The sequence below is a fragment of the Mesorhizobium sp. M0189 genome (assembly GCF_040322135.1).
Classification (GTDB): Bacteria; Pseudomonadota; Alphaproteobacteria; order Rhizobiales; family Rhizobiaceae; genus Mesorhizobium.
In genome coordinates, this window is the sequence record NZ_JAMYSW010000019.1 from 49,029 (window position 1) to 72,009 (window position 22,981).

Annotated in this window: 24 protein-coding genes and 1 pseudogene; 17 read left to right on the forward strand and 8 right to left on the reverse strand. The window is 61.5% G+C overall.

Annotation, left to right across the window (positions count from 1 at the left end):
* The first annotated feature begins 2 nt into the window (after positions 1–2).
* The 5 genes from NKJ09_RS26780 to NKJ09_RS26800 are packed head-to-tail and all read left to right on the forward strand — an operon-like array spanning position 3 to position 4,879.
* The gene (locus NKJ09_RS26780; RefSeq protein ID WP_352495810.1) at positions 3–1,247 is read left to right on the forward strand and encodes a vWA domain-containing protein; all 1,245 of its coding nucleotides are present in this window, start codon (positions 3–5) and stop codon (positions 1,245–1,247) included.
* Between the two features lie 25 nt (positions 1,248–1,272).
* On the forward strand, positions 1,273–1,611 hold the full coding sequence (locus NKJ09_RS26785) for an XdhC family protein (RefSeq protein ID WP_023717405.1): 339 nt from the start codon (positions 1,273–1,275) through the stop codon (positions 1,609–1,611).
* Positions 1,612–1,617: 6 nt separating this feature from the next.
* Entirely contained in the window at positions 1,618–2,322 is a 705-nt protein-coding gene (locus NKJ09_RS26790; protein WP_352481162.1) for an XdhC family protein, read from the forward strand.
* A complete protein-coding gene (locus NKJ09_RS26795) occupies positions 2,319–3,929 on the forward strand; it encodes an NTP transferase domain-containing protein (RefSeq protein ID WP_352495811.1) in 1,611 nt (536 codons plus the stop codon). The genes NKJ09_RS26790 and NKJ09_RS26795 overlap by 4 nt, the downstream gene beginning before the upstream one ends.
* Before the next feature lie 32 nt (positions 3,930–3,961).
* The gene (locus NKJ09_RS26800) at positions 3,962–4,879 is read left to right on the forward strand and encodes an alpha/beta hydrolase (protein WP_084642439.1); all 918 of its coding nucleotides are present in this window, start codon (positions 3,962–3,964) and stop codon (positions 4,877–4,879) included.
* Here the strand turns inward: NKJ09_RS26800 and NKJ09_RS26805 are convergent.
* Complete coding sequence (locus tag NKJ09_RS26805; protein WP_023717409.1) at positions 4,876–5,907, reverse strand: DUF1176 domain-containing protein; 1,032 nt, start codon at positions 5,905–5,907, stop codon at positions 4,876–4,878. The genes NKJ09_RS26800 and NKJ09_RS26805 overlap by 4 nt on opposite strands.
* Positions 5,908–6,030: 123 nt before the next feature.
* On the opposite strand from NKJ09_RS26805, the gene NKJ09_RS26810 reads away from it, so the two are divergent.
* Complete coding sequence (locus NKJ09_RS26810; protein ID WP_023717410.1) at positions 6,031–6,537, forward strand: DUF1993 domain-containing protein; 507 nt, start codon at positions 6,031–6,033, stop codon at positions 6,535–6,537.
* Between the two features lie 52 nt (positions 6,538–6,589).
* On the opposite strand, the gene NKJ09_RS26815 is transcribed toward NKJ09_RS26810, so the two are convergent.
* Entirely contained in the window at positions 6,590–6,754 is a 165-nt protein-coding gene (locus NKJ09_RS26815) for a hypothetical protein (protein ID WP_023674744.1), read from the reverse strand.
* Positions 6,755–7,139: 385 nt separating this feature from the next.
* Here NKJ09_RS26815 and NKJ09_RS26820 point away from each other — a divergent pair, with 385 nt between their 5' ends.
* Positions 7,140–8,207, forward strand: coding sequence for an aldo/keto reductase (locus NKJ09_RS26820; RefSeq protein WP_023717412.1), 1,068 nt, complete (start codon positions 7,140–7,142; stop codon positions 8,205–8,207).
* Between the two features lie 48 nt (positions 8,208–8,255).
* Positions 8,256–9,522: pseudogene (locus tag NKJ09_RS26825) on the forward strand (cysteine desulfurase-like protein).
* 18 nt (positions 9,523–9,540) lie between these two features.
* Here NKJ09_RS26825 and NKJ09_RS26830 read toward each other — a convergent pair.
* From NKJ09_RS26830 to NKJ09_RS26850, 5 genes are all read right to left on the reverse strand, one after another.
* Positions 9,541–10,572, reverse strand: a complete 1,032-nt coding sequence (locus tag NKJ09_RS26830; RefSeq protein ID WP_023717413.1) for a histone deacetylase family protein — start codon at positions 10,570–10,572, stop codon at positions 9,541–9,543.
* The gene (locus NKJ09_RS26835) at positions 10,569–11,078 is read right to left on the reverse strand and encodes a GNAT family N-acetyltransferase (RefSeq protein ID WP_352495812.1); all 510 of its coding nucleotides are present in this window, start codon (positions 11,076–11,078) and stop codon (positions 10,569–10,571) included. The genes NKJ09_RS26830 and NKJ09_RS26835 overlap by 4 nt, the downstream gene beginning before the upstream one ends.
* A gap of 193 nt (positions 11,079–11,271) precedes the next feature.
* Positions 11,272–12,201, reverse strand: a complete 930-nt coding sequence (gene kce / locus NKJ09_RS26840) for a 3,5-dioxohexanoate:acetyl-CoA acetone transferase (protein ID WP_352515788.1) — start codon at positions 12,199–12,201, stop codon at positions 11,272–11,274.
* A 10-nt stretch (positions 12,202–12,211) separates the two neighbouring features.
* A complete protein-coding gene (locus NKJ09_RS26845; protein WP_352495814.1) occupies positions 12,212–13,579 on the reverse strand; it encodes an aminotransferase family protein in 1,368 nt (455 codons plus the stop codon).
* A gap of 1 nt (position 13,580) precedes the next feature.
* The gene (locus NKJ09_RS26850; protein WP_352495815.1) at positions 13,581–15,221 is read right to left on the reverse strand and encodes a N,N-dimethylformamidase beta subunit family domain-containing protein; all 1,641 of its coding nucleotides are present in this window, start codon (positions 15,219–15,221) and stop codon (positions 13,581–13,583) included.
* Between the two features lie 157 nt (positions 15,222–15,378).
* Here NKJ09_RS26850 and NKJ09_RS26855 point away from each other — a divergent pair, with 157 nt between their 5' ends.
* The 5 genes from NKJ09_RS26855 (at position 15,379) to NKJ09_RS26875 (ending at position 18,143) form a co-directional block, all read left to right on the forward strand.
* On the forward strand, positions 15,379–15,627 hold the full coding sequence (locus NKJ09_RS26855) for a ParB N-terminal domain-containing protein (protein ID WP_352481155.1): 249 nt from the start codon (positions 15,379–15,381) through the stop codon (positions 15,625–15,627).
* Between the two features lie 124 nt (positions 15,628–15,751).
* Complete coding sequence (locus NKJ09_RS26860) at positions 15,752–16,237, forward strand: SRPBCC family protein (protein ID WP_023717419.1); 486 nt, start codon at positions 15,752–15,754, stop codon at positions 16,235–16,237.
* 24 nt (positions 16,238–16,261) lie between these two features.
* On the forward strand, positions 16,262–17,218 hold the full coding sequence (locus NKJ09_RS26865) for an alpha/beta fold hydrolase (protein ID WP_352481153.1): 957 nt from the start codon (positions 16,262–16,264) through the stop codon (positions 17,216–17,218).
* A gap of 195 nt (positions 17,219–17,413) precedes the next feature.
* A complete protein-coding gene (locus NKJ09_RS26870; protein ID WP_352481152.1) occupies positions 17,414–17,812 on the forward strand; it encodes a GFA family protein in 399 nt (132 codons plus the stop codon).
* 118 nt (positions 17,813–17,930) lie between these two features.
* Complete coding sequence (locus NKJ09_RS26875) at positions 17,931–18,143, forward strand: hypothetical protein (protein WP_352495816.1); 213 nt, start codon at positions 17,931–17,933, stop codon at positions 18,141–18,143.
* Positions 18,144–18,156: 13 nt separating this feature from the next.
* On the opposite strand, the gene NKJ09_RS26880 is transcribed toward NKJ09_RS26875, so the two are convergent.
* Complete coding sequence (locus NKJ09_RS26880; protein ID WP_352495817.1) at positions 18,157–19,071, reverse strand: hypothetical protein; 915 nt, start codon at positions 19,069–19,071, stop codon at positions 18,157–18,159.
* A gap of 251 nt (positions 19,072–19,322) precedes the next feature.
* On the opposite strand from NKJ09_RS26880, the gene NKJ09_RS26885 reads away from it, so the two are divergent.
* The 4 genes from NKJ09_RS26885 (at position 19,323) to NKJ09_RS26900 (ending at position 22,945) form a co-directional block, all read left to right on the forward strand.
* The gene (locus NKJ09_RS26885) at positions 19,323–20,342 is read left to right on the forward strand and encodes a glycoside hydrolase family 25 protein (RefSeq protein WP_352495818.1); all 1,020 of its coding nucleotides are present in this window, start codon (positions 19,323–19,325) and stop codon (positions 20,340–20,342) included.
* 32 nt (positions 20,343–20,374) lie between these two features.
* On the forward strand, positions 20,375–20,710 hold the full coding sequence (locus NKJ09_RS26890; protein ID WP_352495819.1) for a hypothetical protein: 336 nt from the start codon (positions 20,375–20,377) through the stop codon (positions 20,708–20,710).
* 323 nt (positions 20,711–21,033) lie between these two features.
* The gene (locus NKJ09_RS26895) at positions 21,034–21,630 is read left to right on the forward strand and encodes an SLATT domain-containing protein (protein ID WP_352495820.1); all 597 of its coding nucleotides are present in this window, start codon (positions 21,034–21,036) and stop codon (positions 21,628–21,630) included.
* Positions 21,617–22,945, forward strand: a complete 1,329-nt coding sequence (locus NKJ09_RS26900; protein ID WP_352610489.1) for a reverse transcriptase domain-containing protein — start codon at positions 21,617–21,619, stop codon at positions 22,943–22,945. The genes NKJ09_RS26895 and NKJ09_RS26900 overlap by 14 nt, the downstream gene beginning before the upstream one ends.
* The last annotated feature ends 36 nt before the right edge of the window (positions 22,946–22,981 follow it).

The window sequence follows — 22,981 nt, forward strand, 5'->3', positions numbered from 1 at the left end:
CGATGCCGCGTGCGGAACCCAAAGAGGCAACGGCGGACGGGCGGATCGCCGACAACGTCGTCTATTTCTCCCGCACCTTGCGCAAGGCCGGTATGCGTGTCGGACCGGCCTCGGTCAAAGACGCCATCGAGGCAGTGCTCGCTGCCGGCATCGGCTCGCGTGACGATTTCTACTGGACGCTGCACGCCGTGCTGGTCTCGAGGCACGAAGATCACGCCACCTTCGACGAGACCTTCCGGCTGTTCTGGAAGTCGCACGAGCTGATCGAAAAGATGCTGGCGATCTTTTCGCCGATCGCTCCCGACAACAAAGGGAAGCAAAAACCCCGCGCGGCCGAGAACCGCGTCAGCCAGGCGATGTTCGAGGGTCACCAGAAGAACCAGCCGGCGCAGGAAGTTCCCGAGATCGAGGTCGACGCGCGCTTCACCTTCTCCGGCAACGAGGTGCTGAGAGGCAAGGATTTTGCCCAGATGAACGCCGCCGAGATGGCCGACGCCAAGATAGCGATCGCCCAGTTGCGGCTGCCCTTCGACATGGTTCAGACGCGGCGTTTCAAAGCCGATGCGCATGGCCGCCGTATCGATCCGCGCGCCATGATGCGCTCGGCTGCGCGCACCGGCGGCGAGTTGATCCTGCCTAAATTCCGCTCGCCCCGCGAAGTCCATCCGCCGCTGGTGGTGCTTGCCGACATTTCCGGTTCTATGAGCCAGTACACGCGGATCTTCCTGCATTTCCTGCATGCGCTGACGGAAAAGCGCCGGCGCGTGCACGCCTTCGTCTTCGGCACCAGGCTTACCAATCTGACCCGTCAGATGCGGCATCGCGATCCCGATGCCGCACTCGCCGACTGTTCTGCCGCGGTAAAGGACTGGTCGGGCGGCACGCGCATCGGCGATACGCTGGCAGAATTCAACCGTTTTTGGTCGCGCCGCGTGCTGGGGCAAGGCGCGGTGGTACTGCTGATCACCGATGGGCTGGAGCGCGACGAGGTCGCCGGCCTGTCGGAGGAAATGGAACGGCTGCATAAATCCTGCCGGCGGCTGATCTGGCTGAACCCGCTGCTGCGCTTCGACGGCTTCGAGGCGCGCGCCCGCGGCGTCAGGGCGATGCTGCCGCATGTCGACGAATTCCGTTCGGTGCACAATCTCGACGCGCTCGCCGATCTCTGTGCGTCGCTGGACAAGAATTCGGTGCGTTCGGTCGACCCGCGCCGGTGGATCCAGGCTGGCGCGAAGCGCGTCGCATAACCACATGTCTCCCAGGGAGAAAATCATGGAACACAGTGTCTATCTCGATGAAGCCCGCGACCCGCTGATCATCGCGGAGGGCTGGATGAAGGACGGCAAGGACGTCGCCATTGCCACCGTGGTCGAAACCTGGGGTTCGGCACCGCGGCCGGTCGGTAGCCATCTGGTCATCGACACCGAAGGCAATTTCCATGGCTCCGTTTCGGGCGGCTGCGTCGAAGGCGCAGTGGTGACCGAAGCAATCGACGTCATCGATAGCGGCAAGGCGAAGATGCTGGAGTTCGGGGTCGCCGATGAGACTGCGTGGCAGGTCGGCCTGTCCTGTGGCGGCCGCATCAAGGTCTATGTCGAAAGATTGGGCTGATTGTCGATGGATCCTTACGCGCTGAAGACACTCAACGCCGAACGTCGTGCCCGCCGCGCGGCGATTTTGGTAACCGATCTTGGTGACGGCCGGGACCGTATCGTGCGCGAGGGCGACCAGGTTGCCGGCGAACTCGGGGCAGCCATCGCCAAGGCATTCCGCACCGGCAATTCCGGGTCGGTCGAAGCTGAGGGACGGGCCTTCTTCCTCAACGCACATCTGCCGCAGCCACGCCTGGTGGTGATCGGCGCCGTCCACATCAGCCAGGCGCTTGCACCGATGGCCAGGATCGCCGGCTATCCCGTCGAGATCATCGATCCCCGCACGGCGTTTGCCACGTCCGACCGCTTTCCCGACATCGCGCTGCATGCCGAATGGCCGGAGGATGTCCTGAAGCGTCAGCCGCTCGACGGCTATACCGCGCTGGCTGCCCTCACTCATGATCCGAAGATCGACGATTTCGCGCTGAAGGCGGCGCTCGACGCCAACTGCTTCTATGTCGGGGCGCTTGGCAGTCGCAAGACCCATGCGAAACGCGTCGAACGCTTGCTGGCCTTGGGCGCGACCGCCGACCAGATCGCCCGCATTCATGCACCGATCGGCCTCGACATTGGGGCTGCCAGCCCGGCCGAGATCGCCGTCGCGGTGTTGGCGCAAGCGATCCACGCCTTTCGCTCTCGCGGCCTCGAATCCAAAGGCGCGGTCGCGTGAAATTTGGTCCCGTTCCGATCGATGCGGCCGAAGGGGCAGTGCTGGCGCACGCCACCACAGCCGGAGAGCGCCGCTTCCGCAAGGCGCACAGGCTAAGCGCCGAGGATGTGTCCCTGTTGAAGGCCTCCGGGATTTCCGAGGTCGTCGCGGCGGTGTTGGCGCCCGATGATCTCAGCGAGGATGCCGCGGCCGAAAAGCTCGCCGCATATATGATCCATCGCAACATCGAGGCGAAGCGCGCTGCGACCGGCAGGGTCAACCTCCACGCGCAGGCTGCCGGCATATTCACCGTCGACGCGGCGATGATCGACGCCATCAATGCCGTCGATCCGACGATTACCATCGCCACGCTGGCGCAGCATGCGCCGGTCGAAAAAGGTCAGATGGTTGCGACGGTGAAAATCATTCCGTTTGCGGTCGCCTTCGCTTTGGTCGATGCGGTGGCAAGGATCTGCGCCGAGGGCGAGATTTTTGCGGTCAACGCCTATCAGCCGGTGCGCGTCGGCCTCATCCAGACGGTGCTGCCCGGCATCAAGCCGAGCGTGCTCGACAAGACGCTGCGCGTCACCGAAGCGCGCCTGGCGCGTTCGGGCAGCCGGCTGACGACGGAGCGTCGAACCCCGCATGAGGTCAGCCCCGTCGCCGAGGCTGCCGCCTCGCTGATCCGCGACAACGATATGGTGGTGATCTTCGGCGCCTCGGCGATGGCCGATTTCGGCGACGTCGTGCCCGCCGCCATCGAAAGGGCAAGCGGCACCGTCATTCGCGCCGGCATGCCGGTCGATCCTGGCAATCTGCTGGTGCTCGGCAATCTAGGCGGCAAGCGCATCATCGGTGCGCCCGGTTGCGCCCGTAGCCCCAAGGAGAACGGCTTCGACTGGGTGCTCGACCGGCTGATTGCTGGTCTCGACGTGACCGCCAGGGATATTGCCGGCATGGGCGTTGGCGGGCTGCTGATGGAAATTCCGACGCGGCCGCAGCCGCGCGAGCCGCTGCCGGCCAAAGCAGAACCAAGGGTCGAGACGGTGCTTCTGGCGGCCGGCCGCTCCAGCCGCATGAGCGGGCCGAACAAGCTTTTGGCGCTGTTCGACGGCAAGCCCCTGGTCCGCCGCACCGCCGAACGCGCGGTCGGTTCGAAAGCCGCGGCCACCATCGTCGTCACCGGCCACGAGCGCGAGCGCGTGCGCAGCGCACTGTCGGGCATGGATGTGACCTTCGCCGACAATCCGGATTTCGCCGAGGGTCTGTCTTCGTCGCTGAAGGCAGGCATCGCCAAGGTTTCTGGCGACGCCGCCGGCGCCCTGATCGTCCTCGGCGATATGCCGGGCGTCGCCTCGGCCGACCTCGACAGGCTGATCGAGGCGTTCCGCAAGTCCGAAGGGCGATCGGTGGTGCGCGCCTCTCATAATGGCCGGCGCGGCAACCCGGTGCTGCTGCCGCGCTCGCTGTTCGCCGCCATCGCTCACCTCGAAGGCGATACCGGTGCCCGTCATCTGGTCGAGGCCGAAGGGCTCGACGTCATCGATGTCGAGATCGGCGAAGGGGCGGCCGTCGATGTCGACACGCGCGAGGCGCTGGAAAGCGCCGGCGGCGTGCTGCAGGATTGACAAACCGAAGCCGAAAAACGCATGGCTGCGGGATGGCCTTTCGTTCTTGCTTCCGGTTCCGCTTGCCCCCCTCTGGCCTCCCGGCCCTGCTGATCGCGATTTTTTTGTCGCTCTCTTGTGCCGCCTACGCCAACGCTCTCGAACTCAAACCCTTCAAGGATGATCTGTTCGCCTATCCGGCGACGCTCTCATCCGAAAACAACGGCGCCTATACGGTCATCGACTATCGTGAGTTGCGCGACATCAACGCCCGTGACGAAGTGCCTGAGCGTCGTGTGCACGCGCAATACACCGATACCGGCGTGCGCAAGGTGCAGCAGGATCTGTTGCTGAAGACCGACGCTGGAGATGTCCGCCACATTGCCGTCGGCAAAGTCGGGGGCGCCAGCATCATCGTGCTTTACCTGCACGGGCAGGGCGGCAGCCGTAAGCAGGGCACCGACGACATCACCTTTGGCGGCAATTTCAACCGCATCAAGAACCTGATGGCCGGCAATGGCGGCCTCTATCTGTCGCCGGATTTTTCCGACTTCGGCGACACCGGTGCCGCCCAGATCGCTGCGTTGATCGGCCACTATGCCGAGCAGTCGCCGGGCGCAAAAATCTTCGTCGCCTGTGGCTCGATGGGCGGTTCGTTATGCTGGAAGCTGGCCGATCGCAAGGACACCGGCGGGCGCATCGACGGGCTGCTGCTGCTCGGCTCGCTGTGGGATGAGAGTTTCTTCTCAAGCCCCGCATTCAAGCGTCGTGTGCCGGTCTTCTTCGGCCAGGGTAGCAAGGACCCGGTGTTTCCAATCGAGAAACAGGAAGGCTTCTTCCGATCGATCCTAGCCAAATCGAGAACCTATCCGACCCGCTTCGTCCGTTTTGAAACTGGCACGCATGGCACGCCAATCCGCATGACCGACTGGCGGGGTACACTCAACTGGATGTTATCGAAGGCCCCCTAGGGCGCGGTGTTGTAGTCGACGACCGTCTGCGGATTTTCCTCGCCGTCGTAAGACGCGTCGACGTCGTACTGGACCAGGGAAAAATCGCCGTTGCGAAACAGATATGTCCCCGATGAAGAGGCATCGCCGATGCCACGCCATTTGTTGAACGTAGCGATCGTCTTGGTCTCTTCGTCGTAATCGGAATTGGTTGCCCAGCCGGAGGTCTGGAAGCCAACTATGGTCATGCCCAGCAATTTGCCTTCGCTGTCGTTGTTTTCGTAGCGAATGTCCATTTCGGGTTCGGCGAACTGCAATTGCCTGACGCCGAGCACGTCGTCGCTCATGTAATAAATAGAGCTTTCGTTATAGGCCGCGGCCGAGCAGGAGAAGTGGAAAAGCCGCGTTTCCCTTTCGGGATCACTGGCAGCCGCATCCTTGTCCTTATAGTGGATCGAGAAAATGTCCGGCTCCTGCGCCAAAAGATCCTTGTCGCACTGGTCGCCATAAGTCGTGGCAAACGCTCTGTTGGCCTGCTCAAGCGCTGCGTCCTTCTTCGGCGGCGGCGGTCCTTCGCCGCAGCTTGCCGGCACGGCATCCTCGAAATCGGCCTTTGACGGTTTCAGCGCACCCTTGTCGATGAAGATCGAGCGAAATGGCGGTTCCTGGATCGAGGCGTTGATCTGGCGCAGCGTATAGCAGCCGGCAAAGACATTTTCGCTGCCGTCCTTGGCTGTCGCCCGGATGGCGACCGGAACGCTGTAGTAGATACTGCCGGCAGCACCGTCTTCGGACACACCACCGGTTTTTACGTCGACCGTGTCGGTGCCGTCATAGCCTTTGACGAAGGAGTTGAAATCCTTGGCCGGCTTGGTGTCGCCGAAATAGTCCCAGGCGCGCGCGAATTCGTGCCGGCTGATGGCACTATAAAGCGACCGGATGACCGCTTCGGCATTCGACCTGTCGTCGATATAAGGCGCGTCTGCGGCGAGCGCCGATTGGCCGGCAAGAGAGATAAAAGCAGCCGTTGCGAAAAGGGCGCGTCTCATCGGGAACCTCCACTCGATGAAAAATCCTATCATATCGATTGCGGCGACGTGGTGACGCTTGAACAATCGCGTGCGAAAGCGCTACCTCTCGCCGTCGGCAGTCGGGCCGCGTGGAGATTTCTTGTGACCATATCAATGTATGAAGCATCCGTGCCGGTATTTTCGGCGAGGCTGAAGGCACTGGCCAACGTCCTGAGCATTGCCGAGCAAAATGCGGCTGACCGGAAGATCGATCCGCAGGTGTATCTCACGGCGAGGCTGGCGCCGGACATGTTCGCCCTGACCAGGCAGGTACAGATTGCCACCGATCACGCCAAGGGCGCGCCGTCGCGGCTGGCCGGGCGTGAGGTGCCAAAATACGAGGACAATGAGGCGAGCTTCGCCGATCTGCAGGCCCGCCTTAGCAAGACATTGGCTCATCTCGCGACATTTTCGGCGGCCGAATTCGATGGTTCAGATGACAGGATGGTCGAACTGAGGCTTGCGGGACGCGAGGTTTCGATGCCAGGAATGCAGTATCTGTTGCATGCCGCCATGCCCAATTTCTATTTCCACCTGACCACTGCCTATGACATCCTGCGCCACAACGGCGTGCCATTGGGCAAGTCGATCTTCCTCGGATTGCGTTGAGATTCGCTCAGGAGATATCCCGGCCGCGCCGGGATATCTCGCGGTGCACTGTTTAGCGCAAGGACATTTCCCGGGCGATGCGTGGGAAATCGGCCGGCTTGACCCCGATATCGGCGCGATCGGCATTGCTCATCGAATGGAGTAGCGCCAGTGCCGCGCGATAGCGCAGCTGTTCCCGCGGACGCGGACGGGCGAACATTTCAGTGAAGAATCCCATGATTCAAGCCCCTCTATTGAAACCTCCGCGGCCTTCAATATAGGCGGATCATGACGATTGTGCAGTGCAGCATTCGCATGGCAGCCATGCTGCCCCGATCTTTTTTGACATAATTCGGCTGGTCCGGCGAAACTTCTGCGGCACTTCGACCGTATGCGTCAGTGCCGGCATTTGGCCGGTTTTTCCTCGCCATTCCTGGCGAACTTCCGGACTGCATGCACATGCAGTCCGGCTTTTTATTGGCCGTGGGGATAAACCCCGTTCGCCGGCATCCTGGGAAAGTCGCCTGGCCTGCCGGCGGCGGGCTTGGAAGCGGCCGGCGCTTTCCTGTATGCTATTGCTTCCTCCTCGCGCAGCCGCGCAAAATTCCCGCCGGAGAACCTCCATGCACAAACGCCGCCTCGGCCAGACCGATCTTTTCGTGTCGCAGATCTGCCTCGGCTCGATGACCTGGGGCCAGCAGAACACCGAGGCGGACGGTCACGCTCAGATGGATTTGGCGTTTGCGCGCGGCGTCAATTTCATCGACACCGCCGAACTCTATCCGATCCCGCCCAAGGCCGAGACGCAGGGCCGCACCGAGACAATCATCGGCAACTGGATGAAGGAGAAGCGCAATCGCGGCCAGGTGATCATCGCCTCGAAAGTGGTTGGCCGCACCGCCAACACCTGGTTTCGCGGCGACCGCCCGTCGAAGCTGGTGCGCGCCGACATCTTCGACGCTATTGATAAGTCACTCGCCAGGCTCAACACCGATTACATCGATCTCTACCAGATCCATTGGCCGGAACGCGACGTACCGTGGGGCGCCAATCCGAACCGCATCGGCGCCGTGCCGCGACGCTCCGATGCCGCCGGCGTGCCGGAGGGCGAGACGCCGATCGCCGAGACGCTTGGTGTGTTCGACGAGCTGGTGAAGGCCGGCAAGATCCGCCACTTCGGCCTGTCGAACGAGAATTCCTGGGGCGTCATGCGTTTCATTGCCGAAGCCGACAAGGGCCTCGGCCCGCGCGTCGTCTCGTTGCAGAACGCCTATAATTTCGTCAACCGCACCTTCGAGGTGAACCTTGCCGAAGTCTGCGAGCGCGAGCAGGTGTCGCTGCTTGCCTATTCGCCGCTGGCGCAAGGCTATTTGACCGGCAAATACGATCATGGCGCGCGGCCGCAGGGCTCGCGCTCGCAGTTGTTCAACCGCGGCCAGCGCTACGAGACGCCGAATGCTGCCGAAGTGCAGCTCGAATACAACCGGTTGGCGCGCACCTTCGGCATGGAGCCGGCCCTGTTTGCCAATGCCTATGTCTCGAACCGGCCCTTGGTCACTTCGAACATCATCGGTGCCACCACCATTTCGCAACTCGAAATGGCGCTCTCTTCCGCCAACGTGGTCTGGACCGAGGACATGCAGAAAGCCGTCGATGCGATCCACCAGCGCGTCGGCAATCCGTGCCCGTGAGGCGTCGAGACGTGATCGTCCGATGATCATAAGGGGAGGGGAACAGCCATGGACTTCCGGATCGACGCGGTGCGCGCAAAATTTCCGGCCTTGTCGCTGACCGACAAGGGCCGCAGGCGCATCTATCTCGACAATCCTGCCGGCACGCAGGTGCCGCAGGCGGTGGCGGACGCGGTGTCACGCTGCCTGCTGACCACCAATGCCAATCTCGGCGGCTTCTTCGAGACCACCATCGCGGCACAAGACATCGTCGACGAGGCCCATCTGGCGATGGCGGATTTCCTTGGCGCGGCAAGTCCGCGGGAAATCATCATCGGCGCCAACATGACGACGTTGACCTACCACATGTCGCGAACGCTTGGCCGTACGATGAAACCCGGCGACGAGATCATCCTCACCCGCATGGACCATGAGGGCAACATCTCACCCTGGCTGCAACTGGCTGAAGACCTTGGCCTTGTCGTGCGCTGGCTACCTTTCGACCAGCAGAGCTGGCAGATCGAGGAGGCGGCGCTCGCCGCGCTGCTTTCCGAGAGGACGCGGCTCATCGCGCTCAACTACGCCAGCAATCTCACCGGGGTCGATCAACCGGGTGAAGGCGTTGACCCGCACTGCCAGGCAGGCCGGTGCGTTGGTCTACGTTGATGCCGTGCAGTTCGCCCCGCATGGCCTGATCGACGTCCAAAATCTCGGCTGTGATTTCCTGATCTGCTCGGCCTACAAGTTCTTCGGCCCACATATGGGAATTTTGTGGGGCAGGCTGGACGTCGTCGATGCGCTGAAGCCGTACAAATGCCGTTGCTCGTCCAATGCCTTGCCGGAGCGCTTCGAGCTCGGCACGCCGCAAATTGAATTGATGGCCGGCCTGTCGGCGGCGGTCGATTATCTTGCCGAGCTGGGCGCGGCGGCCGGCGATCAAGCATCGCGCCGCCAGAAAATAACCAAGGCCTTCGAATTGTCGATCGCTTACGAGAACCCGCTGGCGCAACGGCTGATCGACGGTCTGTCGGATATTGCCGGCCTGACCATCCACGGCATCACCGATCCGAAGCGGATCAATGAGCGCGTGCCGACGGTGTCCTTCACCGTCCAAGGCATCGTGCCGGAGGCGATCGTGCGGCAGATGAATGCGGAAAACATCTTCCTATGGTCCGGCCACAACTACGCCTGGGAGATTGTGCACCAGCTCGGCATTCCGGCCGACCAGGGCGTCGTGCGCATAGGCATCGCTCATTACAACACTTCAGCCGAGATCGACGAGACGCTGGAGAGTGTGCACCGCGTTGTCGCCATGCTGAGGCAGGAACGATCCTGAGCGCGCCTCGCGGGCCGATCATCGCTTGTGGGCGCCGCCAAAACCGGTGAGGAAGGCGGTGAGATTGTCGCCGAGCTCGTCGCAGAGATAGCCGCCTTCCTGGACGATGACTGTCGATAGGCCGAGACCGGCGATGGCCTCGCCAATGCGCGAGAAACCGGGCGTGCTCACCGACAGCCCACCGAACGGATCGCCCTCGAAGGCGTCGAGGCCGAGCGCCACCACCAGCGCTTCTGGCGCAAAGGCGCGGATACGCTGGAAAGCCACGTCCAGTGCTTCGAGGAATGCGGCGTCGCCGGATTTGCGCGGCAGCGGCAGGTTGAGATTGTAGCCGAGGCCGGCGCCTTCGCCGCGCTCGTCGGCATGGCCCCAGAAAAACGGATAGAAGCGCACCGGGTCGGCATGCAGCGACACGGTGAGCACGTCCGGCCGGGCATAGAAGATGCCCTGCGTGCCATTGCCGTGATGCAGGTCGACGTCGAGGATCGCCACCCGCGCCGCTTGCTTGCGCAGAACCCGTGCGGCGACCGCCGAATTGTTGATGAAGCAGAAGCCGCCGGCGACCTCGGCAAAGGCGTGATGGCCGGGCGGACGGCAGAGCGCATAGGCTGAAGGCACGCCCGACATCACCGCCTCGGCTGCTTCAACCGCGCTCCAGGCGCTCCACAGTGCGCTCTGCCACGTCTCGCCGGAGATCGGGCAGGCGGTGTCGGCCATGTGGTAGCCGGCCTGGCCGACTGCCGAGGCAGGATAGGAGCCGTGCCGCGCGATCGGATGGATGTTGGGAATGACCTCGGCAGAGGCACCCTCGATGCGCTGCCAGCGCGCGAAGATATGCTGGAGGAAATCGAGATATTCGGGCGTATGCACCGCCGCAATCGGGCCGAGCCCGTGATCCCGCGGCCGTTCGATCGTGCAGCCGGCAGCCTTTGCGCCGGCTAGCAATCGCTCGACCCGTTCCGGCTTTTCCGGATTGGGCTGCGGCGCGCCGCTTGAGAGGAACGCCTTCGGGTCGTGGCGCTTCTGTTCTTCGGCATAGAAGGCTTTCATGTTGGCTCCTCCGGTGCATCGGCGAAGGCGAAAAAGGCGTCGCCGACGATCTTCTGCACCTGCTCGTAGCTCGACCAGGCAATGCCCAACCGTTCGTAAAAAGCCTTGGCGGTCTCGTTGTCGGTATCGACGGACAGCCTGAGATAGACGCCGCCTGCCTTCCGGCACTGCGCCGCCACCCGGCGCAGCAGGCGCTCGCCGATCCTGCGGCCGCGAAACCGGTCCTCGACGTAGAGGTCCTGCACATAGACGCCGGGTCGTCCCATCCATGTCGAGAAGATCGGAAAATGCAGGCAAAGCCCGGCAAATTCGCCGCCGACTTCGGCGATCAAGGTCGAGAAGGCAGGCTTTTCGCCAAATCCATAGGTGCGGAGATCCGCAGCTGTCGAGGTGATCTCCTGATGTGCGCCGACATGCGCGCCGAGCCGTAGGAGTGCGGCGTGGATGGTTTCGACGTCCTCCACCCGGCCGGGGCGGATAAGCACGTTTGTGGATGGCGTACTCACGGCAGGCAGGGCGCCCAGGCACCCCCCTCTGTCCTGCCGGACATCTCCCCCTCAAGGGGGGAGATTGGATGTCGCGCCGGGTTTCGCCATTCACCAACGTTGCAGGGTGGGCAGCGAGATCGAAGCTGCCGATCTCTCCCCTTGAGGGAGAGATGGCCGGCAGGCCAGAGGGGGGTGTGCCGGAGCGCAACCATCAGAACGCCACACGGTCGCCGCCCTTGAGCGCCAGCATCTGCCGCGCCTCGGCCGGCGTCGCGACGTCCAGCGACAGCCCGTCGAGCACGCTGCGGATACGGCGGACCTGGTCGGCATTGGACTTGGCCAGTTGGCGCCCGTCGTAGAGGCTGTCCTCCAGCCCGACGCGGACATTGCCGCCCATCGCCGCCGCAATCGAGATCATCGGCATCTGATGGCGTCCGGCGGCCAGCACCGAAAACTGGTAGCTGTCGCCGAACAGTTTGTCGGCGATGCGCTTCATGTGGATCAGGTTTTCGGGATCGGCGCCGATGCCACCGAGGATGCCGAACACGAACTGGATGAACAGCGGTCCCGACACCAGCCCGCGGTCGCGGAAATGCGCCAGCGAGTAGAGGTGGCCGACATCGTAGCACTCGAATTCAAAGCGCGTGCCGCAACCACGCCCAAGCTTCTCAAGCACCGTCTCCATGTCGGCAAAGGTGTTCTTGAAGATCGTGTCGCGGGTCGCCTCGAGCAGCTTCGGCTCCCATTCGTGCTGCCACTCCCGCGGCCGCTCGAGCATGGGGAACAGCGCGAAATTCATCGAGCCCATGTTGAGCGAGCACATTTCCGGCTCCGCCCTGAGCGGGGCGGCCAACCGCTGGTCGAGCGTCATCAGCGAGGAGCCACCGGTGGTGATGTTGATCACTGCGTCGGTCGCCTGCTTGATGCGCGGCAGGAACTGCATGAACAGCTCGGGGTCGGCGGTCGGCCTTCCATCCTTGGGGTCGCGGGCGTGAAGATGCAGGATCGAGGCACCGGCTTCGGCGGCGGCGATCGCGTCGGCGGCGATCTGGTCCGGCGTCACCGGCAGATGCGGCGACATCGATGGTGTGTGCACCGACCCGGTGACGGCGCAGGTGATAATGATTTTTCGCGGCGCCATGGTTCGCCCCTCAGCCTTCGACCGGCAGGTCGAGTTCACCGGCCAGCACTTCGAGCGAGTCGCCGATGATGGCTACGATCTCGCCGATCTGCGCGGCGGTGACGATCATCGGCGGCGCGACCATGAAATTGTCGCCGTCGACGCCGCCCTTGACCTTGCGTCCGTAGATGATCAGTCCGCGCTCATAGGCGAGGTCGAGCAGCCGCTGGGTGGCCTTCTTTGCCGGCTCGATCGGCCTCAGCGTATCTGGGTCGGCGACCATTTCGGCACCTGTGAGCAGGCCCTTGCCGCGGACGTCGGCGATGAACGGAAACCGCTTCGCCAATCCCTTCAGCTCGTCCATCAAAAGCTTGCCCATATCGGCCGCATTGGCGATCAGGCCGAGACGGTCCATCTCGCCGAGCACGGCGAGCCCGGCGGCGCAGGCGAGCGGGTTGCCGGCATAGGTATGGCCATGCTGGAAGCCGCCCGATGCGAGCAATGGCTGCACCAGCCGCATCGGTGCCGCCAGCGCGCCGAGCGGCGCGTAGCCCGAGCCCAGCCCCTTCGACAGCGCAACGATGTCGGGCTTGCAGTTCCAGTGATCGCCGCCGAGGAATTTTCCGGTGCGACCGGCGCCGCTCATCACCTCGTCATGGATGAGCAGGATGCCGTAGCGATCGCAGATCTCGCGGATGCGCGGATAGTAGCTGTCCGGCGCCACCAGTGCTGCCGTGGCAGCGCCGCCGACCGGCTCCATGATGAAGGCGAGCACGCTGTCCGGCCCCTCGGCGAGAATCTTCTCCTCCAGCATGTCGGCATAGCGGATGCCGCGCTGTTCCATCGAAAGATTGTCGCGGTCGCGCCAGGCGATGGGCGCCGGCACGGTCGGCATCACTTGCATCATCGGCGCAAATGTTTCGGCCAGCGCATCGTCGCCGGTGACGGCGAGCGCACCCAGCGTGCCGCCATGATAGGACGGAAAACGCGTGATCACCTTCCAGCGGCTGGGCTGGCCGGTGGCGACCGCCCATTGCCGCACCAGCTTGACGCAGGATTCCGTTGCCTCCGAGCCGCCGGAGACGAAAAAGATGCGGTCCAGGCCCTCGGGGAGTTTGGCCGCCAGTTGCCGCGCGAGCTCCTCGGCCGGTTCGTTCTCGAAATGCAGGCGGTAGGCGAAGGTGGCGCGGTCCATCTGCCGTTTCATCGCGTCGAGCACGTTGCGGTTGGAGTGGCCGATATTGGCGACCATCGGCCCGCTCGATCCGTCGATGAAGCGGCGGCCATCCTGCGTCCACATGTAGATGCCTTCGGCGCGGTCGATCAGCGGCCGACGCAGGCTGGACAGATAAAACAGATGCGAGGCTTCGCGGGCTTCCGGGACAGGGGACTTCAGCATGTCATGGCTTTCCAAGATAGCGGTCGAGGACATTTCTGGTGACGCGCTCGACCATCGCGTCCTGCCTTAGCAGGCCGGCGACCCATTCGCAGCTTCCTGCGTGAAACACCTCGCCCTTGCCGCGCGGGAAATTGACGATCATGCCGTTGCCGCGTTTGACCTTGTCGAGATTGGCGTCGCTTGCCTCGCCGAACAGCGTTTCGGCGGTGAAGCGACCGTCCTCGTCGCCGAGGAACTGGTCCTCGAACGGAATGTCGGCGCTTTCCTCGACCTGGGCAGCCATGCCGACCGCGAGCACCTGCAGGCCGTCCGGTGCGCCGCTGTCGGGCGTGGGGTAGGGCAGGCCGCCGCGGATCTCGAAATCGAGCCCGTCGACCTCGTAGCCATAGACATGGCTGTCGGCGCCGAGCAGGTCGCCATAGTAGATGCCGGTGCCGGCAAACGCCCAATGCTCAGGCCGGTAGACCGGAAAGCCGCGTACGCCGCGCGGCGCGCAGCCGCCCCAGCCCGCATAGACGCCTCTTGTCGCATTGAGGCCGAAGGTCGCCGCACCCGGCCGGCCGATTTCCGGCGCTTCCCAGGAATTGGTGGCGCGCCTTATATCGCCGCCGCGATAGGCCGGGTCCTCTGCGCGAGCGCGGTATTTGTAGCAGACCTGCCGGCGGCCTTCGTCCTCCAGCCTGGTCTGCCACATGAGATTGCCGGCGAAGCGCGCCGCATGGCCGCCGCGCTCGACATAGGTGTCGACCGCATCGCGCATCTCCCAGGTCCAGTATTCGTCGTGGCCGACGAAGACGACGCAGTCGTAGCCGTCGAGAATGTCGGGCGAAAAATGCAGATCGTGCTGGCTGGCAAGATCGACGGCGTAGCCGGCACGCTCGGCGAAGCGGAAGAAATGGCTGTCATAGCTTGCCCAGCCGGACGAGGCGTATTTCTTCGAATGGCCGGTGGCAAACGCCCATTCCATATGCGGATAGCGCGGCACGGTTTTCGGCGGCACGGCGACTTCGAGCGGCACGCGCGGCGCGTCCCTGGGCAGCACGACGAAGCCGCGGCACCAAGGCCGCTGCGTCGACACCATTCGTGCATACTTGTCGCGGCCTGGCCCGGTGATGCCTTCGTAATGGTTGGAACCGCCCCATGTGTTGTAGGCGAGCCAGGTGCCGGTGGCCGCCACCTGCAGCACACGACCAAGCTTCTTGCCGGGCTGCGGCGCGACGATGAAAAGATGATGGCAGCGGATCGGATTGCCGTCGCGAGCGTCGGCTTCAAGCGTGATGCGATAGGCACCGGACGGCCAGTCGTCGCCGATGCGAAATTCGAACGATGCTTGCCAGCCGCAGCCCTCGACCGAACACTGATCCGGCGTATCCTGCCAGCGCGCCGCGATACCGGCCTCCTCGAACGTCGTCACTTCCATGCCGCCGTCACGGACGACCACAATGCCGAAGCTGGCGGCCGTCGAGCTGACATGCAGCGCCACCATGTCGCCGGGGCGGTAGGAAAAACGATCGCTATAGCACCAGATCTCGCCGCGCCCGCCATCCATGCCCGGCCATTCCCAGTAATGGCTGCGCACCGCCTGGCGTCGCTGCTCCGGCGTCAGTCCGAAATCGGGAAACTCGGTCGGCAGATGGTTCATGGACACCGCTAAGGTCGAAAGGCCGCCATTTCGGCCATCCGCCGGCCAAGCGTCAATTGGAAACGATCGGGCCAGCCATCGCCGGGCTGCTCCCTTGGCCTTGCCGGACAAACAGACTATCTCACAAACCGCGGCCTTGTCCGCCACGGGAGCCGATATGCTGAGAGTGCAAAAGGTTAGGGTCAACGACATTTACGTGCCGACCGCGCGCAAGAAGACGCTGCATCCCGAGACCGTCCGCCATCTGGCCGAGGACATTCTGGAAAACGGCATGAAGACGCCGATCCAGGTGCGCCATGACGGCAAGCGCCACATCCTCGTCGAAGGCCTGCACCGGTTGGAAGCGGCCAAGTGGCTGGGCGAGACCGAGATCGACGCCTACCTCGTCCAAGCCAAGCGCCACTGAAGCCACTCGGTTCCGTCGTTCGAATCTCCGGTCCCGCGGATTTTTTCTCGCGGACCCGTGTCGGCTTGCGTCTTGTCGGTTCGTCCTAGACACGAAAGCCAAACCCGACATGTGAGGAAACACCATGACCACCAAGCTCGACATCGCCCCCAACTCCGACCGCGAACTGGTTCTCGCCCGCATCATCGATGCACCGCGCGAGAACGTCTATCGCTGCTGGACCGAGCCGAAGCTGTTGACGCAATGGTTTGCGCCGAAGCCGTGGACGACGCCGCGCGCTGAGATGGACGTTCGCGCCGGCGGCACCAGCCTGGTCGTCATGGCCGGTCCCGACGGCAACGAGTTTGCGAACCCCGGCGTCTTCCTCGAAGTCGTGCCGGGCAGGAAGCTCGTCTTCACCGATGCCTATACCAAGGCGTGGGAGCCTTCCGCCAAACCGTTCATGACCGGCATTGTGACACTCGAGGACGAGGGCACGGGCAAGACCCGCTACGTCGCCCGGGTTGCGCATTGGTCGGTCGCCGACCGCGAACAGCACGAGAAAATGGGTTTTCACGAGGGCTGGGGCCAGTGCGCCGAACAGCTCGAGGAAGTCGCAAAGCGACTTTGATGCAAACGGGAGAGGGAGACTGACATGTCCAGATCGATATTTTTCGCCATTTTCGCTTCGGCCGCCGCGCTGTTTGCGGCGCCGGGCACCATCAACGCTGAGGAGGCCAAGCCCGCCATGACGACCGCAACCGCAACATTGCCGAAGCCGGAAAAATCCGGCCTGCTGCCGATCAACGGTTTGAACTATTATTACGCCGTCTATGGTAAGGGAGAGCCGCTGCTTCTGCTGCATGGCGGGCTCGGCACGACGGATATGTTCGCGCCGATCCTGCCGAAGCTTACCGAAAACCGCACCGTCATCGGCGTCGACCTGCAGGGCCATGGCCGCACCGCACTCGGCGACCGGCCGCTCAGCCTGGAGGCGATGGGCGACGACATGGCGGCGATCGTCAAGGCGCTCGGCTACGACAAGGTCGACGTCATGGGTTATTCGCTGGGTGGCGGCGTCGCCTTCCGCATGGCCGTGCAGCATCCCGAGGCGGTGCGCCGGCTGGTGCTGGTCTCGACCCCCTACGCCGCGGACGGCTTCTATGCCGAGATGCGTGGCCAGCAGGCACAGGTCGGCGCGGCGATGGCTGACATGATGAAGGACACGCCGATGTACAAATCCTACGTCGCCGTTGCGCCGCATCCGGAGGATTTTCCGAAACTCCTCGATCAACTTGGCGCCTATATGCGCAAGGACTACGATTATTCCGCCGACGTGCCGAAGCTGAAAATGCCGGTGATGCTGGTGTTTGGCGACAGCGACATGTACCGGCCCGAGCACGAGATCAAATTCTACCAGATGCTCGGCGGCGGATTGAAGGACGCCGGCTGGATGCGCGAGAACCTGTCGCAGAACCGCCTGGCGATCGTGCCGAACCGCACCCACTACGATGTGTTCTTCGCGCCGGAACTGACACCTGCCGCGCTGCCGTTCCTTAATGGCGAGACCAAGGTCAAGACCTGGGACGAAGTCGTCAACGAAACGAACTGACACGCAGTCAATTGTCTGCCGGCCGTCTCCCGCGAGACGGCCGGCATTTCGTCGATGAGGCCTTGGCGCGGCGCATCGAGCCAATCGTGTATCGGCCGCATCACAGCTATAGATGGCGCCATCAAAGCTTTTCAATTGACGCTGCCACGCCTATCGATAGGTATCGCCTATCCTTACAGGGAAGGGACGCGGGCGATGGCTGGATATCAGGGTGGATGTTTGTGCGGCGCGGTGCGCTACCGCGCCGAGGCGGCACCGATCAATGAGCGGATCTGCCATTGCCGGTTGTGCCAGAAGGCGCTGGGTGCCGCCTTCAACGCGCGCATGCTGTTCCGTATCGACGATGTGACGGTCGACGGTCCGCTGGCGATGGTGAATTCCTCGCCCGATCTCAAGCGCGGCTTTTGCCCGCGCTGCGGCACGACGATGTTTTCCCGGCGCGATTCCGCCGGCATCATCGGCGTCACCACCGGCTCGCTCGATGACCCCTCAGTGTTCAGGCCCGAGATGCATATCTGGACCGCCTCGAAGCAGCCCTGGGTGCAGATCGACGACGGCCTGCCGCAATATGAAGGCGCGCCACCTCCGGTTTGAGGTGAAATCTGGACAAAATTTAATCCAAAGCGACACGAGATAGCCGGCAAAGCGTCATTGGCGGGCCATCATTGCTGCCTATCTATTGCGTGCGGGCGGCAGTCGAGGAGGCGACGGAATGAACGACAGCATCAACACCCTGGACGAACTCTTGAGCGATCCGATGATCAAGCTGGTGATGGAGCGCGACCGCGTGCAACCGGCGCAACTTCGCACGCTGCTCGAAGAAAAAGTCCGGCGGGCGGACGATGATGTGGCGGTCAACGATCGTTTTGTACCGCCGGCCCACCTGATGGCCACGACCTGCCACAAGCTGTGGCTGTGCGGCTAGGGTCTTGAAGCGGTTAGCCGGAATTTGCCGGCAAATAGCTGTAATGGCTGCGGAAATAAGCGAGTTTGAAGCCGAGACGTGCATAGTTGCGATAGGCCGGCCCGTCGCGTTCGGCTTGCGGCGCCTCGATATCGGCCACGAACAGTTTTGCACCGGCCGCAAGTCCGTCGCGCACCATCGCTTCGCCGAGCATTGCATCGAGATCGAAGCTCGGCGCCATGATGCCGGGCACCGGCGCGTCGATGCCGCTCCAGGCCATGCCGTCGGCACCGATGAACATCGAGCGCACCGCCGCCACAGCGCCGTCCCGCCGCAGCATGTAATGATGCCATCCGCGCCGGCCGGCCAGCGCCAGTAACCACGGTGAGGTCGGCAACCGGTATTGGCTGTCGATGAACCCAGCCCATTCCCTTGCCGTTGCCGGCGTCACCCGCTCGACCGAGACATCCTCCGTCGGGAAAAGCGGCTCCGCTGGCAACGGCGTGGCGTCGCGAAAGATGCGTTCCCAGCCTCCCTGACGCTGCAGGCCGCGCGCCTCGAGCCAGCAGCTGAGCGTCGCGGGCTCGGTGTGTGGGTTGGTGTAGAACCAGGGCCGCAGAATGCCGGCGTCGCGATAATGCCTCAGAAGCGTATCGAGCCGGCTCTCGGTGGCCGCGCTATCGACACCAAGGTTCTTGACGCAGTTGAAATGGATGAACGGGATCGTCGTGCAGGTGGTCCAGACGAGATCGCCATCTTCGGCGATGGCTAGGCCTTGCCTTGCGGCAAAGTCTGCCGGGGCGGCGCGATAGAGATCGAGCCAGGCATCGACCTCAGCGCGTTCGATGACGCGGCTGAGATCGCCGGATATCTCGTCGATCCCGATGGCGGGCGAGCGTGGCTCCGGCGTGACCGCCGGCTGCAATTCTGACAGGGCGGCGGGCTGCATAACTTCCTCCCAAGTAGTGCCTTACACCGTAAGATTAGTAGAGACTAATCTCATGCCATGAGTTGTCAAGCGGAGGCAGCGACATGGCCAAACGTTGGAGGGATAGCGCGCCTCCGTCCCGCCGACGTCTCGACGAGAGCCCTAACAATTCGATTCAAACTTTGTTGGTAGTTTCTTGTTAGGAATCCAGCTTGGTTTGTCCGGCGGCGTTGTCCTGCCTTCGGTCTGTTGTGTTTTGCGTACAGGTCCAGATGCGGTTATCAGGCGTCGTCATCTTCTCGATCGCAGCGCTGTGCCTTGCCGGCTGCACGTCGACCTCCAGCGTCGATGCGCTGCAAGTGCCGTCCAGCGAGACCACCAGCTCGGTTGTGCGGCCACCCGCGCCGGTGGCATCCGTGGCGACAACTGATGCTGCGCCCGCCTTTGCCGAACAGGAGCAGGACGAGCAGCCGGTCGCGATGGACGTACCCGATCAGGACGTCGAACCGCCGGCCGAGGTGATCGCGCTGATGTCGCCGCCGAAACGGCTGACACGCGCGGCACCGGCGATGCTTGCCGAGCCGGTCACGCGCTATGGTTTTCTCGACGCCAAGCCGATCAATTTCGGCAAGTCCTCCTCGCCAAGGCGCCTCGCCGTCCATGGCGTCGACGTTTCGCGCTGGCAGGGCAATGTGAACTGGCAAAAGCTGCGCGCCCAGGGCGCCAACTTCGCCTACATCAAGGCGACCGACGGTGGCGATCATATCGACCCGATGTTTACCAGGAACTGGCGCAATGCCGACGCCGCCGGTCTGAAGCGCGGCGCCTATCATTTCTTCTACTGGTGCCGCACCGCCGGCGAGCAGGCGGACTGGTTCATCCGCAACGTGCCGAGGGTCGAGGGTGCGCTGCCGCCGGTGATCGACGTCGAGTGGAACGGCGAATCCAGCTGCAAGCGCCGCCCGTCCCGGCAAAAGGTGCTGGAGAAGATGCAGGTGTTCATGGACAAGCTCGAGCGCCACTACGGCCAGCGGCCGATCATCTACACCGCGCCCGACTTCTACCGCGACAATCTGCGCGGCGCATTCCCAGATTATCCATTCTGGCTGCGCGCCGTGGCGGCGCATCCGTCAAAGGTCTATCCCGGCCGCAAATGGCTGTTCTGGCAATATTCCGGCTCCGGCCTGTCGCACGGTGTGAGAGGCCGCATCGACCTCAACGTGTTCCATGGCGACGAGAGGGCCTGGCGCGACTGGACTGGCGGACGGCAGATGGTGGCCGACGCGGAGTAGCTGAGCTACCTTCACTTTGACAGGATGCAGCGATGAATAGCGCCATCAGATCGATAGCCTCGATCTGCGCCCTGTTTCCATCGGTGACGATGGCCGCCGCAGCGGGTGCGGAAGAGCCGGCGCCGTCGCGCCCGCCTATCGACAACTGCGGCTGCGAAAAACCGGCCGACAAGACGATCGGCCTTGGCGCCTGGGTGCAGCGCTGCGACCTCGGCTTCCGCCAGATCCACTTCGGACACTTTGGCAACGCATTGGCCATCAAATACAGCGGTCGCGGCGCGGCCGAAATGCCTGACGGCATCCGGTGTTTCGAGGTGCTGGCGGGCGGAGGTGCGGAAGGTGCTGTTCGTCCGCATCGGCCAGGATGAGCCGCTGTTTGGCGAGCAGACGCTGGAGATTTTGCCTTAGAGGAGCACGATCTGAGTATCGCCTTTTCACGGTCAATCCCATACTAGCGCTACATGCGAAGGGAGGTCTTGCCGTTTAGAAGAGGAAAAAGACTTGAACCGCGTAAGCATTTAGAATTTATATGTCTTGGGGTACGGACGGAGTGAGAGCAATCTCATTGGCTCATTCATGGGTCATGGTTATCTAGGGGGGCATCTGCCTCAGCTTATGCTGCATCCGCTTCTTGCGAGTGCTTAGTTGCTTTGAGAAATGGCGTCCGTACCTCTCATCGAACGGAGGACTCATGGCTGACACACCAGATGGCAATGTCGATGACAGAATCTGGATTACGTCTAGAACAAGGATGATTTCAGAGCGTAAAGCGCTCAGAAGGCAGAATTATTCGTATTTGCTTCTCACGTACTACTCACTGTTTGTTGTTGTTATATCGGCTTTTTCGGAGTATTATAGAAACTACTACAAATTATTTGATAGTATTAATATTTCTGCCTCTGTGGTTGTTCTGGCTGCGTCTCTAGTGGTGGCTGGGTTTCGATTTGAAGCGGCGGCAATGGTATTTCGAGATTGTTACTTAAGTCTACAGAAACTACATGGTGAGAATTTGCCGCCTGAAGATAAGCAGATGCGGTATATGGATATTCTATCAAAGTTTCCAAATCACTCCGATAGAGATTATTACGATCTTCTCGTAAATCATACCTTGTTAGAGGGAAAAAAGCTCAGAAATGGGAGCGTCGAACTGTCCTTCACAAAATTTATGGTGATATCTTTTCTGTGCAGGTCAGCATTCTTCTATTCTGTCGTGATATTATTGTTCTTGCTTCCGGTAGTCTTTCTGTTTGCCCCGCTGTTGGGCCTGGGTATCGATGTCCCCAAGTGAGCTTTTTAAGCGGGAATTCTCGGTAGATCGCCTAAAGGCAATCTTCTATGAAAGAATTTTGCAGAGTGCGACAGCCGGCAAGGATGGCATTAACCCAACTGAATTTGAGAAGACTATAGATGTTGAAGTAGCTCGCATGGCCGTCAGGGCGTGGGAGGATAAATATGATTTTACAGCTTTTAAGCAAAAGCTTGTGTTGAAGGGGGCGGGTAAGATCCCGCGCGAAATTTCAATTGCAACAGTACGAGACAGGTTGGCGCTTCGAGCTCTGACTAACGTTCTGATGGAGATCTTCAAGGATCGAAAGCCGTCCGCCCCGCATTACTATGTGGGCGAGATCGCCGAGTTCATAAAGCCACTCACTGATGAGTACTCCTTTATTCAATTGGATATCAAAGATTTCTATCCGAGTATTCTCCATGAGAGTCTACTATCCCGCCTACGGCAACGCATACGGTCGCGTGCGATCCTAAACCTCGTGCTCAAAGCGATTCGAACCCCTACGGGCAATCGGGTTGGGGATGGCGTTAATACCAGAGGAGTGCCGCAAGGGCTTAGTGTGTCTAACATTCTTTCCTCGATATACATGACCAAATTTGATCAGATGGCTCAGTCGAGGTTCACATATTTTCGCTATGTGGATGACATTGTCGTAATATGCAAAAGTGTCGAGGCTAAGCGCAAATTTAAATCGATATACAACAGTCTGGAAAAGATCGGACTAAGTAGCCACGAGCTTGTGGAGGGCAGTAAGACGAAGATAGTGCCAGTTTCCAAGGGAATAGAGTATCTTGGCTATAAAATTAAGCCAGGAGCTATATCTGTAAGAAGTAGTTCGTATCGACGAATGATCGATAATATCATATCGGTTATTACGTTAGCCAAATACAGTGCAAATAATAGCAAGATATTTTCTAGGTTAAATATCAAGATAAGCGGATGTATTTTTAACGGCAAACGTATGGGGTGGATGTTTTTCTTCTCTTTGACCGATGATGTTAGTCAACTGAAGAGATTGGATGCATTTGTTTCTCGGGAATGGTCAGCGCTCGGCCTTGATAAATACGGAAAGCCGAAGAAGTTTGTAAAAGCCTACTACGAAATAAGGTTTAACATGAATAGTACAAAATACATACCGAAGTTTGACGACTATACAAATGAACAAAAAATAAAATTAATTGCAGATATGGATTTTTTCGGGGACGATAGCGTCGTACGATCTTGGACTCAGGAGCGGATCAATAAGAGATTTCTCCAGATCGTAAAGAAGGAAGTCGCAGAGTTGGAGAAGGACGTCACGCCACATGGCTACTAACTGACCCCGGTCTCTGCCGCCCGTTCTGCTGTAAGT